Origin of the sequence: Gemmata sp. SH-PL17, from assembly GCF_001610855.1 — a bacterium.
Lineage (GTDB): Bacteria > Planctomycetota > Planctomycetia > Gemmatales > Gemmataceae > Gemmata > Gemmata massiliana.
Window position 1 is genome coordinate 5,630,275 of sequence record NZ_CP011271.1, and the last position, 13,360, is coordinate 5,643,634.

A 13,360-nucleotide genomic window follows, 5' to 3' on the forward strand; every position below is an offset into this window, starting at 1 on the left:
GCCGTCCCGCGACGGCACGATTGCTCTAACCGTTGTGACTTCTGCTGACGTCGACTACTTCAACGTCATCAGGAACTCGATCAGGTCGCGCATCTCACGGGTCGTCAGCGTGCGATCGACCGCCGGCATGGGCGAGAGCGCCGTAGAACGCCGTTCGATCTCGTCGGCTTGAACGGTGACTTTCTTGCCGTCCGGCGTTTGCACGACGAGCGTGCCCTTCTCTTCCGACAACAGCGTACCTCCGATCGTGCGCCCGTCCGCCAGCGCGAGCGTGACCGTGCCGAACCCGGTCGCGATTTTCGCGCTCGGCAACACCAGCGATTCCAGCAAGTGCTCGCGCGTCTTGACCGGGTTGCGGGTCACCACTTTCGTCAGGTCCGGGCCGGCCGTGCCACCGGACCCGTTGATCGTGTGGCACCGCACGCACTGGGCCGCCGTGTGGTTGAAGAACACGTCGCGCCCCGCGTCGGCGTCGCCCCCCGTCAGGCTCACCTTGAACTTGCCGACGGGGTCCTGCGGCAACGCGGACTCGAACTTCAGCCGCAACCGGTCCCGCAGCGGCGACGGGGCCGATTTCAGCGCGTCGAGCACATCCACTTGCAGATCGGCCGGCACCTCACCGGCCGCGAGGCGGTACGTCCAGGCGTCGAGCACTCGTTCCGCGGCCGGAGTCTTCAATGTGGCGACCGCGGCGAGCGCCTGCTGCCGTTCGCGCGTCGAAGCGCCTTCGTCGGCGAGCACTTCGTCGAGCAGCGGCACCCCGCGGGCCGGATCGGATTTCGCGACGAGCTCGCGCGCCTCGGCCCGCACCAGCGGCGCGTTGCTTTTCAGCGCGGCCGTGAGTACCGCGTCCGCCCGCTTCGACTTGTGCCCCGCGAAGAACCGCACCGCCGCGACGCGCAGGTTCGGATCGGCCTTGGGGTCGCCCGCGAGTGAAGCGAACCGGGCTTCATCGGCCCGCGCCCCGACCGCGACGACCAACCCGACCGCGTCCGTTTGGAGCCGGCCGGTCGTGCCGGCGAGGAGCGCTTCGAGTCCGCTCTCGACGACGCCGCGAACGATCGCCGCGTCGCGCGCTTTCTCGGCCCGCCAGAAGCCGGTGACGCGGTCGCGCGGGGGCGGGTTCGACCAGTCCTTCAGGGCCGCGAGGGCTTCGGCCCGGACCGCGGTCGAGAGCGTCGGGCAGGTCACGGCCGCGAGAACGGCCCGCGCGTGTTCGGTTCCACCGAGCCGGTAGTTCGCGTTGATCGCGCGCCGCGCGAGCGCGTCGCTGTCCGCGATCGGCGAGGCCACCAGTTTCGCGAGTTGGGCCGCCAGCGGGGGCAGCAGGTCGTCCATCGGGAGGTCGTGAATCGCGCGTGCGGCTTCGGTGCGCACCAGCGGGTCGGCGTCGGCCAGGAGCTTCGCGACCAGCTTGTCGGCGAGCTTGCGCTGAACCAGCACGACGGCCATTCGCACGGCCGCGCTCGGATCGTCGGACCGGGCCGCTACGGAATCGGCGTCCGCGATGCGGGCCAGGGCGGTGACGCAGGCGTGGCGGACGAAGGCGTCTTCGTCCTTGTTCGCTTTCAGCACATCGAACAAGGGGCCGACGGCCGGCTTGTGTTTCAATTTGCCGAGCGACTGCGCCGCGAAGAACCGCACCCGCGGGTTCGCATCGGTGAGGCGCTCAACGAGCGCGGCCGCGGCCGAGACGCTTCCGACGTCACCGACCAACTTCGCGGCCTGAGCGCGAACTTCGTCGTCGGCGTCGGTGAGCCGGGCCGCGATCGGACCGACCGCAGCCGGGTTCTTGCGCGCGAGCTGCCCGAGCGCCCACAGCGCGTGGATCCGCGCGAACTGGCTCTCGTTCTTCGCGGCGACGTTTCCCAACACCGCGTAGACCGCGGGCGCGCGCCCGGCTCGTTCTACAAGCGCGAACTGTGCCCGCTGGCGCACGCGCTGGTCGGCGTGCCCCAGCAACTTCGTGAGTTCATCGGCGCTCAGTTTGTCGAACCCCTCGGCGAACAGCTTCTTTGTTTCCTTCACGACGGGGCTGTCGACCTTAGCGGGATCGAACACCGTGTAGATGCGACCGCCGAGGCTCTTGCCGCTCCAGTCGAGGTTCACGAAGTCCGCGACGTACAGCTTGCCGTCGTAGCCGAACTCGGCGTCGGTCGCCTTGATCGGTTTGAAGAAGTCGTGGTAGTCCTCGATCTCGAAGCCGGCCCCCTTCGCCTTCACGCGGAACGCCTCCAACCCGGCTTCCGGGCCGCCGGTGTAGTTGCACATCACGAAGCTGTTCTTGTAGCGGTCCGGCAAACTCGTTCCGCTCGTGAACAGGAACCCGCTCGGCCCGGTGCCGATCTTGCCGACCGGGGGCACGATGTACGCGGGCTGCCCGGCGTGCGGCAGGTGCCAGAGCCGTTCCGCGAACCACGGCCCGCCGGTGTACGGCCCCGGGATCGTTTGGTACGGCATGTTCCACCCGCTGTTGCCGTCCTCGACCACGTAGACGAGGCGCGCGTGGTCGCCCTTGTCGCAGTTGTTGTCGTCCGCAAAGAGGTTGCCGTACTGGTCGAACGCGAGTTCCTGCGGGTTGCGCAAGCCGCGGTGAACGACCTCGAACTCGGTGCCGTCCGGGTTACAGCGGAACACCGCGCCCGTGCGCGGCCCGCTGTGCGTGGCGCCCTCCTTGCTGGTGACGTGGAAGCCGCGGTCGCCGACGCTGAAATAGAGTTTCCCGTCCGGCCCCCAGGCGAGACCGTGCAGGTCGTGGCCGAGGAACGCGCAGTTCACGCCGAACCCGGTGAGCAGCGCCTCGCGCACGTCGGCCTTGCCCTCTCCCCTAGTGTCCTTGAGCTTCCACAGGTTCGGAATGCAGGTGAAATAGACGTCGCCGTTGGTGGCCATGACCCCGGCCGCGAGGCCGTCGAGGGGGGCGTTGAAGCCGCCCGCGAAGACCGTGCTCTTGTCGGCTTTTCCCGTGCCCTTGGTGTCTTCGAGGAGCCGGACCTGGTCGCTGTGCTTGGTGAACCAGTCCATGCCCCCGTCGAACTTGTTGGCGTGCTTGCGGTACATCGCGAGGCGCTCTGCGGGGGTGCGGATCTGCAGGTCGTCGTCGAGGAGGAAGCTGCGGGTGCGGTTCTCTTCGGTGCCCCGGTTGAAGCGGTACTCCTCCGCAACGAACACGCGGTTCTTCTCGTCGAGCCCGATGGCGACCGGGCTCCCGAGCATCGGCTCCGCGGCGAACAGCTCGATTTTCAACCCGGCCGGGACTTTGAACGTCGCGATCTGCTTGCGGGCGGCATCGGTGCCGTCCGGCAGCGCGGGGTCCAAGGCGGTCACGGACCCCGCGGCGGGATCAACGGCCGAGCCCGCGGAAACGAGCGCGAATAGCGCGAACAGCGCGGCGATGCGGGAGGGGTGCATTGCGACCTTGGGAATGGGCCGGGGGTGACGGACCGTAACCGGGGTAGTTCATGATATTGGAACGCCCGAGCCCGAGGGCCACATACCGAACGCGCCGCGCGCACCTGGCGCTGGTGCACCAACAAATGGGCGCGGGCGGTGCCGCTCGAACCGAACGGGATTCACTCGCGCGGGACATCGGTCGGAGCTACCCGGTGGTGTGGGGCGAGTTGCCGGACCGGGTACGCGCCCGGCGGTCCGTTCACAAGAGCGAGCCACCGGTTCTCTGGCCGGAACCGTGACAACCGCACCGGATCGCGCGTCGGGCGCGGGCGCGGTTAATGTGGTCGCGGGGACGCGGGCGTGTGGGTCGGTGGCTTGCCGACACGCACGGGGAACAGCCCGGACGGGCTAACCACAAGTTCGGAGGAGGCGGCTTACCGGTTACCGAGGCGCGACATAGTTCGACGCGCGAAACAAGTACGCGCGGCCGCGCCTATTTCCCTTTCGGCACCTCGGCCGCCTTCTTGTACGTCTCGACGTCCGCGGTGAACCTCTTGAGCCGCGCCGCGTGCTCGCTCTTGGCGTCGCTGGGGTCGCGCCGCGGGTCCGGCTCCGCGGCCTTCAGTAACTCGACCGCCTCTTCCGCACGGCGAACGGCCGCGTCGTGGTCCCCCCGTAGATGGCGGGCGCGGGCCAGCCACCAGTAAAGGTTGATGCGGGCTTCCGAAACGTACTGTTTGGTCCGCGTGTGGGTGTAGCGCTCCAGGAAGTCGTTCGCGTCTTCGAGGAGGGCGATGACGAGGTCGATCAGCACGAGGTCGCGACCGGCCGGGGGCTCCAGGTCGGCGGCGTTGAGCAGGTCGCCGGCGAGCCGGTAGCAGCGGCGCACGTCCAGGCTCAGCTTCGCCGCGACCGCGAGTTCCGCGGCCCGTTCGTGCGCCGCGGCCTTCTTACCGGGCAGGCGCACCCAGAGGTACAGTTGCGTCGTGCGGAACCGGTCAACGCCCTCGGGGGCATCGGCGTACTCCTTAAGTGCGGCCTCGGTCGCGGCCAGCGCGTCGGCCGGCTTCCCCGCAATGATCTGGGTGTTGATGCGGTTGTACGCCTCCAGCGCCTTCTCCTCGCGCGCCCGCACGCGGCGCGCCTGCTGTTCGGCCCGCTGTTCGAGTTTAAGGCGGACGGCGTCGCGCTGCGGGTCGAACGTGCCGGCGATGATCTGGGCCAGCGGCCCGGCCATGTCCCACGGGCGCCCGATCCACGCGATCCGCCCGTCGGCACCGACGACAAACACGTCCGGGATGCCCACGCGGAGGGCCGCCTCGGTCCACGCCTTATCGACGGCCCCCGTCGGGTCGGTCGCGACGCGATACCCGATCTTGTCACCGTGCTTCGCGACATACGCGCGAACCGCGTCCTCGGGTTCGCCCGAGTACACGCTGACGAGTACGACGTCCTTGTATTTCTTCTGGACCGCGGTCAGATCGGGGATGCACTTGAGACACGGCGCGCACTGCGTGCCCGAGAACTCCACCACGTACACCGTCCCTTTGGCCAGTCCCTTGACCGGCTCGCCGCGGACGAACGCCGCCGGCTCGAACTTGGGCGCCGGGCTGCCGATGGTAAGTGGCTCGTCGCCGCGGGCGGCGGCCGCGTACATGAGGGCCGCCGCGACCAGTGCTGTTCGGCTCATATCGTGCTCCGTTAAGGGGCGGGCGCTAGACAAACGGCGTTGTGCGCCCGGCGTTGGCGGGCGTGAACGAAGCCGATGCACTCGGCGCAGCCGTGCGGCGCCGTTTCGCTGGCGGACGAGTCGGTGGGCACTGCGGCCTCGGATCAGGTGGGAGCACCGACAAGCGCGTCGCGAGCGCGCTCACCGGCGTTGGCACGGCCCAGAATGTTACGTTTCCGAAGATGTATGTAGTGCGTCCCCCGGTGGCCGTTTCGTGTGGAAGTGAATGGGCACGGGCGCCCACGCGCTCATGAACACGCGGTCCCAAAGATTGGCGAACGGCCGGTGCTGCCCTCCGATGTACCAAACGCCTTCGGCGTTCAGTCGTCCAAGCAGTAATCGACAAACTTTTTGCCCTGGTTGATCGAAGTGAACCAAACCTCCGAAGTTGGTTTGTCAAACTTCCCGTTGTACGCCACCTGTTTGTTGTTCCCGGCCCACTTGGTCATTTGTACCCGCCACCAATTATCGTAGAGGTAGGCGCGCGTGTAAATGTTTGCCCACGGATCGCATACGAACACACCGCGCCCCCAGGTGGTCATGTCGCGGTCCACTTCGCCGAGCGGCCGCGCCAGCCCCATGACGACGAACACGTGGTCCCCGGGATCTTTTACGCTCACCATTTCCAAGGGTAAAACGTCCTTCGATGCCAGGCGCATGAAGGCGATCGCGGACAGCTCGAAACAGTTCCCGGCCCGGCGTCGGCCGCGGCTTGGGCGCGGGCGTGGAGGAGGTCGAGGTCGCCGTTTCGGGTCGGGTACTCCTTGCGCAACTGGGTAATCGCTTTATACGCCTCCCTCCGGCGCTCGAGCCGGTTCACCGAGGGGCGCCCCTCTTTCTCCTTCGACATACCGGGGTTCATCTTGTTGTCGGATTTCAGCTCGCAACACGACCGGGCGAATTCGCAAGCTTCTTGTGCCAGTGCGAGAGTGGGCGCGGGCATGAGGTGTCCTCGGTTACCGAACGGGTGAAGTGGTCCCTTTGATCGAACCTCCTACGGGGCACGGGCGAAATTTATTTCAGCACGCGATTCAATTTCCCATCCCATGACACACTAAAAAACATCAATCACGAAGGACCGATGAGTATCGAGGCCCGTTCGCGATCGGATCGCGTGGCGCGGCCGCTTCGACCACGTTGCCGTGCTGCCCGAAAAGATTTTCTCGAAAACAGGGTTTAGGTTTCGACCCGGTCTTACGTACCAGATGCGTGAAACAAACGCACCCCCGCACACACCGGCCGCCGGCCGAACGCGAACGCACTCCCCCGTGACGTGAAGGCGCCCGCCCCGGTCCGTGAACCACTGCGGCTCACTCGAACCGAGTGAGCCGCGGGCCGGGGCGCGCACGCACTCGCGCCGTTGAACCTGTACCCGGCTACTGGATTATCGGGCGATCCAGGGGCCGCCACCGTCCGCCGCCCGCGCCTTTGAGTACCAACATGCTCCGTATTGCTCTCGCCCTTATTACCGCCGCCCTGTGCGCAGGTCCGGCCACCGCCGGCTTCACGATCACCGAGTACACCGGCCCGTCGACCGGGCACACGGTCTCCACTTTCGCCGTCGGGCAGTCGTTCACCACCGCGACCGGCGGCCCCTGGGACCACATCACGTTCAACTTCTTTGCTTCGGGCGGGGCGACGACGCCGGTCGCCTCGGGCACGCTGTACCTGCTCGACCAGGAGTACCTCGGGCGCGCGATCGATTTGAGCACCTCCACCCCCGGGTTCCTGGCGACGGGCACCGCGACGGCCGCCGGGGTGTACGCATTCGACTCGGGCGTGACGCTCCAGGCACAGACCCAGTACTTCGTGTACACGAGCGCCGCGATCGGAACGAACATCGCCGTCACCCTCCCCGGCGACTACGGCGGTGGGAAAGCGTACAACAACCAGCCGAACTTGAACTTCGCGTCCCCGTTCGGGGGCATTAGCGATGCCCTGTTCCGGGTGCAGGGAGAAGTCGCCGGCCCGCCCCCGGTGGCCGCTCCCGAACCGGCGTCGGTCACGCTCGGGCTGCTCGGGGCCGGCGGGTTATTCGCCCTGCGCCGCCGCTTGCGCCTGACGGGAAGCGAACAACGTTAATGTTCCAACGAGCCCCGGAAGCCGCCGATCTCAAGGCGCGTCCGGGGCGGTTGTTACTCGAGTACGTCACATACCGTTTTCACCGGCCGGCTCACACCGACCGATCGCCGAGAGGCCGCGGGCGAACCGCGCGTGTTAACGAACGCGCGGCCGGACCCTTTTTCGTGGTTACAAGCACCGCGCGGCTCAATCGGGTATCATGGTGGCGCGATTCCGCCCGAGGACGCCCCGTGTTGCTCAAGCTGCTCTTGCCCGCGCTCGCACTGGCACTCGTGGTCGGTGCGTGCGAGTGGCTGCGTGCCACCAGCACCCACCGACCGCTCTCACTTCGAGAACTGGACGCGCACTTGCGGAGCGAGTTCAAACTGCGCGAGCTGCGACTCGCTCCGCTCGCGGACGCGCGCTTCGAGGGGCACGGAACGGGCGCGAACAACCGCACCTACGAGTTCGAGATCGTTCAGAGCGACCGGCACCGAATGATTCGCGTTGCGGAATCGACAAACGCGCGATTCGCGAGCGATCCCGTCTCTTACACGACCCGGACAGACTTTACCGACCGCACCCACATCTATCTGCTGCTCGGGTTCGGGTACCTCACGGCCATCGGAAAGGTGGTCCGCGACAGCAGCGGCACACGTTCCGAAGGTGCCCAACCCGGACCGTTGGTCCGCTCCACAACGACCACGCGCGCCGGGAGTGCCCGATGACCGAACCCACGAACCGGCCGCACAAGGCCCTCACCGCCGCGGCGGTCCTGGGCCTCGCGGTGCTCGGGTGCTCCGCGTGCCTGATCGCGTTCGGCGACCGGCCGTTCAACGGCGTGCGCGTGGAGCGGCTGGAAGCGGATCTGAACGAGCGGCTCCCGAACGGCAGCTCCCGGGCGGACGCCGAAGCGTGGTTCGCGCGCCACGCCGTCCAGCCGGGAGACATATTCGACGCGACCAATAATTCCAAGATCGGGCTAACGGGGACCGTACCGAACAACAGCCTCGTGAGCAACGCGGAGATCCGCATCGAGCTCTATTTCAGTGCCGACGGTAAACTGAAAGACCGGGTCGTCTACCGGCACGTTTACACACTTTGACGAAGCGCCCGCGCCGCGCGAACCCACCGGCGCGAATCCCGTTCCAACGCGGCCCCGCGCCGAGTATCCTGTCGGGAAATGGCTCACGGGGCCAACAATGACCGAAGCGGAATGGCTCGCGGACACGGACCCGGTCCCGATGTTCAAGGTCATCTGGCGCAACATCAGCGAGCGCAAGTTGCGGCTCTTCACGTGCGCGTGCTGTCGCCGGATCTGGCACCTGCTCTCGGAGCGCCTCACGCGCCCCGCGGTCAAACTCGCGGAGCGCTTCGCGGACGGCGCGGGCACCGAGAGCGACTGGGACCGGGTGTACTCCGCGCTGATCTCTCACGCCAGCGAGAACCCCGACCGGGAGCCCCTTCAGGTGAACGCCGCCCTGGGCGCCACGTGCTCGTACCTGCGCCGGGACTATCCGCGCATCATTACGAACGGGCTCCGGTCCGCGTGCCGCGCCGCCGCGACGCTCGACCCTGAAACGCGCGCGCCGAAGTTCGCGTTCCCGTCCGAGGCGCAGCTGGACCACGAAGCGGCCCGGCAAGCGGACCTCCTGCGCGACGTGTTCGGCAACCCGTTCCGCCCGGTGCCGTGCGCCCCCGACTGGCGCACCTCCACCGTGATGGCGCTCGCGCACGGGATCTACGAGGAGCGCGCGTTCGACCGGATGCCGATTCTCGCGGACGCGCTCCAGGACGCCGGGTGCGACAACGATACCGTCCTCGACCACTGCCGCGGTGAAGGGCCGCACGTGCGCGGGTGCTGGGTCGTAGATTTGATAATGAGGAAGGGGTAGCGGGCCGGGGTGTAGCAACGCGCAACACGGGCTACACGCGGGCGCCCCGGTCGGGGCTCCGTTGGTGGTTTTCAGCCCCGGTAGGGGCGCGGGCCAGTAGCCCGGGGTGGAGCAACGCGCAACCCCGGGCGAACCTCCAGGCACCCGTGAAACGACACGGGCCGGGGATCGCTCCCCGGCCCGCGGTATTCCCGTGGTGTCTACTTCCCGACCTGGGGCGCGGAGCGCTCACGGCACCGCCGGGCGAATTCGGTGCTCGAGCAGCCCGGGGTTGAAACCCCGGGCTATTCCCGGTGACCCCATTCGGGGTCACAAAGGCATTGGCCCCGTTGAGGCGCAAACCCCATTCGCTGTTTTTCGGACCCCGAAGGGGTCACCGGGAATAGCCCGGGGTTTCAACCCCGGGATCTCTTAGCTCGAACTCCCGTCCGCAACAAGCAGGTAGAAGACGTTAGTGACAATTTGCGCGGGGTCATTGTTCCATTCGTCCTTCCAGTGCCCGTAAATCTCCCAGCTCGGGCCGGCCGGTCGGTACCCGTTGCTCCCGCACCATTGCCGAATCGCCCCGTGCGCCTCGTGGAGCCGGTGGTACGGTCCGTAATGGGTGGTCGTGGCCGTGAGGCCCGGGGGCGTGGCCGAGCCGATAACCTCACCGTGCCCCGCGAACGGGGCACTGACCTCGACGCCGACCTCCAGGTTGATCTGATCGTCCAGGTACACCGCGACGTGCCGGCCGGCTCCCGCGACCCGTTGCGAGCGGCCGACGTTCCACACGATCCCGCAGGCGTCCGGAACGATTTTGGAGAGTTCCCAAGCGGCCGCACGGCGCCGAACGACCGCAAGCGATTTGCTACTGACCTGTTCGAGCCGGACGACGTGTTCCATGCCACACCTCTGAAATTTCGGCCATCATCTTGCTGTTGAAAACTTGCGTTTTGTGTTTGTGGCACAGGCCTCTGGCCTGTGTGAGCGCCTCCACAGGCCAGAGGCCTGTGCCACCAAACCATGAACCAAACGCATCAATTCAACGCGGCCTGATCCGGGCTTTTTGAACGGATTCCCGCGATAGGCTGACCGGAACGTCCCGAGGGCCGGCGCTCTCGCGACCGAACGAAGTGAGCAGAGGGGAACCGACGGCGCGGCCGGACCGCCCAAGTGGTACCGGGACTCACGCCGTCGCGATCCGTCGCGTGAAAACAGTAACCGTCTGCGGCACTACTTGTCCTTCTTCTCCCGCTTCCCCTCGATGTCGAACTCCTGCTTCTCGCCCCCGATCTCCGCCGCCGCTTTCCCCTTGAACTTCTCCTTCTCGATCGTCAGTTTGTAATCGAGGGCGATCTCGTTATCCATGAACTTCCGCACGGCGGAGAACGTGAGCACACCGTCCTTCAGTTTCACGTCCTTGAGCTTTTCCCCCTTCTGGTCCGCCCAGTCCATCGTGCCCGTCAGCTTGTCCCCGTCCTTCTTGATGGTCAGGGTGGACGTGCGCTTCATCCCGCCGATCTCGTACTCGCACTGCCACGTCCCGACCGGGTTCGCCTTCTCGTCCCGCGCGCCCGCCGCACCACAGAGCCCGAGCACCATTGCCACCGAGAGAATTGCCTTCATGAGAACCTCCGAGAAGTGGTAAGAGCCGTTCGCCGCGGACGGCCCTGGGGCGATTGTAGGAACCGGTACGGGGGGCGACGCCCATTCGCGCCGGGCCGCGCGGAGCCGGATCACCCGGGCGCCCGAAGTGCTGGTACAATCGCGGTCCGGAGGGCGCCCGATGACCGAAGCGGAATGGCTCGCGTGTGTTGATCCGGACCCGATGCTGTGGTACCTCAACAAGCTCAACCGGTGGGAACACACCGAAGTGAGTGAGCGGAAGTTGCGACTGCTCGCGTGCGCCTTCTGTAGGCGGATCTGGCACCTGATGCCGGACGAGTTGAGCCGGGCGACGGTCGAATTGTGCGAGCACTACGTGGACGGGTTAGCTGATCCCCAACCGCTTTGGGCACGGGGCGGCATTTCGACGGTGGTACAGGAACACGCCTACGGCACGGACACGGTCGAGCACGAGGCGTATTTCGCGGCGCGGTTCGTAGGCAATCAAATAGACTTCCTCACCGGTCCGACCGCGTGCTGGGCCGAGCAGGGGGCCGCGGACTTCGCGTCGTACTGCGCCGCACGCGCGGACGCCTTCAGCGGGCGCCCGGCCGAGGAATCAGCGAAGAGCCATTGCCACATTATTCGGGACGTCATCGGGAACCCGTTTCGCCGGGTCGTAGACGCCCCGGAATGCACGAGCGACAGAGGCACTTTTGTACGCTACCAACCGATTGCGATTGATCCGTCGTGGCGCACCTCCACTGCGGTCGCGCTGGCGTCCCAGATGTACGAGTCGCGGGATTTCGGCGCGATGCCGATCCTGGGCGACGCGCTGCAAGACGCGGGGTGCGACAGCGCCGACGTCCTCGGTCACTGCCGCGGACCGGGGCCGCACGTGCGCGGGTGCTGGGTCGTGGACCTCGTGCTCGGCAAGGAGTAGCATCCCAACAGTAGCGTTGCTACTCTGGAGCGAGTTCCGCGAACAAGCGGCCCTCATCGGCGCGAACCAACTGGTGCCCGGCCGCGGGAAACGAAAGCCGGGTAACGAATCCGGGGCCGGTCTAATGGTCCCAAAACGATGGGGGTCGTCATGGTTGCAGTGCTATTGTCGTTCGCCATTGCTTCGGCGGTGCCCACGGATGTGGCCCTGCCGCGATTCACCGTCCCGAAGCTCATTCCTTTCGAGCCGGGGAACCCGAGACCGTCGGACGCGCAGCGGGAGTTGCTCGAGATTACCGAGTACCTGATTAAGGACGCCGAAGAGACCATCGAGTATCTCGAAAAATCCGGCTTAGATTCGACCCTTCTTGGTGAATACCGGGTCGAGTTAAAGAAACTGATTCAGCTCCGCAGTAAGCTTCAGAAGGGAATCAAGAAGTAATTCGGCTGTGCGGCTGTTGCCCAAAATGTCACGGGCCAGGGATTGCTCCCTGGCCCGTGCGCGTCCCGTGTTGTCTACTATCCGACCTGGGGCGCGGAACGCTCACGGCAACGCCCGCGGGGCCTGCAATTCTTATTGCAGGTGACCACGGGCGTCGGGGTCGCCCCAGCGCCTGCAGTAAGAATTGCAGGCCCCGCGGGTAGCGGTGCTGGAACAGCGGTCCCCGCGCGGGGTGTGGCGGAATGTGCTCGGACGACGCAACATCATCCTGTCGCAGAGCGACGAGCTAAACACAACCACGGGAACAACACACAACATACACGAACCCACCCCCGACGCAAGCGGCGCAGACCGAAGGAACGTGGGAGTAAAGGGAACGCAATATTTACCAAATAATCATATTAATCAATGACAACCTGCAGCGTGTCAGTTGAGGCGTCCGTCCCACTGACAGTTCGGTAGGCGGGCGAGCACGTTCCGGACATCGACTTCCCCGAACTGCGCGTTTCGTCTGACCCGGAACCGGGTGAGCCCCAAACAGGCAGAAAACCGCATTAGTCCCGTCGCGGAGACGTTTGTTCTCCGGAGCTCGAGGTCTTCGACGTGCGACAAACCGGCGAGGCGCTCGACCACGGCATCGGTCACCCCGGGGCCGGCCAAGTCCAAGACCGAATCGGCGCTAAAAGACAAACGATCGAGATCCCCGTCCGCACAGTCGCACTCAACGCGGAGCGTTCTGAGGCGACCGTCCGGCGTGTAGCCGGCATCCAAGTCGAGTGACTCGTATGTCTCCCGCTGCCCGTTTTCGTACCACGCTTCGGACTCCGTCGTCCCGTCGGGCCGCGCGCGATCGATCTCGGCTTTCGGCCGCCCGGACGGGAACCATTCTCGGCTCGGTCCGGGCCGCGTCGGGTGGAGGTCCAGCTCTTGTAGGAGCGAGCCGGTCGCCGGATCGAATGAGTAGGACACCCCGTGAAAAGGGGTGCCGTTCAGGGTGGCGTGTTCTGTCGGTTCAGGTGCCTCTTCCCCGGACGGGAACGCGAGCGATTGAAACAGGACGCGGGGCCTCCGGGCGGCCCAAGCTTCGGCCGGCCCTTTCCGCACCCCTCCGGTGACCCGAAAGTTCGCAACCACGCGATCGGCTCGAACCTCGTAAGCGATCCCGTCGAAGAGTTGGCCGCACAGGTGTAATCGGTCCGAGTGAAGCTGAAGGGCATCGAGGCGCAGGCGCCGCATTCCGTTCCTCGCGCGAGTGTGGTGCAGTATGCTCGGCTGACGCAACATCAGCCTGTCGTAGAGCGCCGGGTCAAA

General features: G+C 66.3%; 14 protein-coding genes. 7 read left to right on the forward strand and 7 right to left on the reverse strand.

Annotated features, from left to right (window positions below; all coding sequences use genetic code 11):
* Positions 1-54 precede the first annotated feature (54 nt).
* Positions 55-3,411, reverse strand: a complete 3,357-nt coding sequence (locus VT84_RS23180; RefSeq protein WP_082841159.1) for a PVC-type heme-binding CxxCH protein — start codon at positions 3,409-3,411, stop codon at positions 55-57.
* A gap of 50 nt (positions 3,412-3,461) precedes the next feature.
* Between VT84_RS23180 and VT84_RS38805 the strand changes: the two genes are divergently transcribed.
* Positions 3,462-3,692, forward strand: a complete 231-nt coding sequence (locus tag VT84_RS38805; RefSeq protein WP_157469743.1) for a hypothetical protein — start codon at positions 3,462-3,464, stop codon at positions 3,690-3,692.
* 194 nt (positions 3,693-3,886) lie between these two features.
* Here VT84_RS38805 and VT84_RS23185 read toward each other — a convergent pair whose 3' ends face one another.
* The 3 genes from VT84_RS23185 to VT84_RS39715 form a co-directional block, all read right to left on the reverse strand.
* Entirely contained in the window at positions 3,887-5,083 is a 1,197-nt protein-coding gene (locus tag VT84_RS23185; protein ID WP_082841160.1) for a TlpA family protein disulfide reductase, read from the reverse strand.
* A gap of 359 nt (positions 5,084-5,442) precedes the next feature.
* Complete coding sequence (locus tag VT84_RS23190) at positions 5,443-5,781, reverse strand: hypothetical protein (protein WP_157469744.1); 339 nt, start codon at positions 5,779-5,781, stop codon at positions 5,443-5,445.
* Complete coding sequence (locus VT84_RS39715) at positions 5,739-6,065, reverse strand: hypothetical protein (protein ID WP_082841162.1); 327 nt, start codon at positions 6,063-6,065, stop codon at positions 5,739-5,741. Before VT84_RS39715 ends, VT84_RS23190 begins: the two co-directional genes overlap by 43 nt.
* A 497-nt stretch (positions 6,066-6,562) precedes the next feature.
* On the opposite strand from VT84_RS39715, the gene VT84_RS23200 reads away from it, so the two are divergent.
* The 4 genes from VT84_RS23200 (at position 6,563) to VT84_RS41130 (ending at position 9,078) form a co-directional block, all read left to right on the forward strand.
* Positions 6,563-7,204 (forward strand): hypothetical protein, encoded by a 642-nt coding sequence (locus tag VT84_RS23200; RefSeq protein ID WP_082841163.1) that lies wholly within the window; start codon positions 6,563-6,565, stop codon positions 7,202-7,204.
* 230 nt (positions 7,205-7,434) lie between these two features.
* The gene (locus VT84_RS23205; protein ID WP_157469745.1) at positions 7,435-7,911 is read left to right on the forward strand and encodes a hypothetical protein; all 477 of its coding nucleotides are present in this window, start codon (positions 7,435-7,437) and stop codon (positions 7,909-7,911) included.
* Complete coding sequence (locus VT84_RS23210; RefSeq protein WP_052552572.1) at positions 7,908-8,288, forward strand: hypothetical protein; 381 nt, start codon at positions 7,908-7,910, stop codon at positions 8,286-8,288. Before VT84_RS23205 ends, VT84_RS23210 begins: the two co-directional genes overlap by 4 nt.
* Positions 8,289-8,385: 97 nt before the next feature.
* Positions 8,386-9,078, forward strand: a complete 693-nt coding sequence (locus tag VT84_RS41130; RefSeq protein WP_239465453.1) for a hypothetical protein — start codon at positions 8,386-8,388, stop codon at positions 9,076-9,078.
* A 411-nt stretch (positions 9,079-9,489) separates the two neighbouring features.
* On the opposite strand, the gene VT84_RS23220 is transcribed toward VT84_RS41130, so the two are convergent.
* Together VT84_RS23220 and VT84_RS23225 are read right to left on the reverse strand one after the other, a co-directional pair.
* On the reverse strand, positions 9,490-9,963 hold the full coding sequence (locus tag VT84_RS23220; RefSeq protein WP_082841165.1) for a GyrI-like domain-containing protein: 474 nt from the start codon (positions 9,961-9,963) through the stop codon (positions 9,490-9,492).
* Between the two features lie 330 nt (positions 9,964-10,293).
* Positions 10,294-10,686: a hypothetical protein gene (locus VT84_RS23225; protein WP_052552578.1), complete on the reverse strand. Its 393-nt coding sequence runs from the start codon at positions 10,684-10,686 to the stop codon at positions 10,294-10,296.
* Between the two features lie 160 nt (positions 10,687-10,846).
* Between VT84_RS23225 and VT84_RS41135 the strand changes: the two genes are divergently transcribed.
* Both VT84_RS41135 and VT84_RS23235 read left to right on the forward strand, forming a co-directional pair.
* Positions 10,847-11,608, forward strand: coding sequence for a hypothetical protein (locus tag VT84_RS41135; protein WP_052552580.1), 762 nt, complete (start codon positions 10,847-10,849; stop codon positions 11,606-11,608).
* Between the two features lie 150 nt (positions 11,609-11,758).
* Positions 11,759-12,049 (forward strand): hypothetical protein, encoded by a 291-nt coding sequence (locus VT84_RS23235; protein WP_157469746.1) that lies wholly within the window; start codon positions 11,759-11,761, stop codon positions 12,047-12,049.
* A 426-nt stretch (positions 12,050-12,475) separates the two neighbouring features.
* On the opposite strand, the gene VT84_RS23240 is transcribed toward VT84_RS23235, so the two are convergent.
* On the reverse strand, positions 12,476-13,285 hold the full coding sequence (locus VT84_RS23240; protein ID WP_157469747.1) for a hypothetical protein: 810 nt from the start codon (positions 13,283-13,285) through the stop codon (positions 12,476-12,478).
* Positions 13,286-13,360 lie beyond the last annotated feature (75 nt).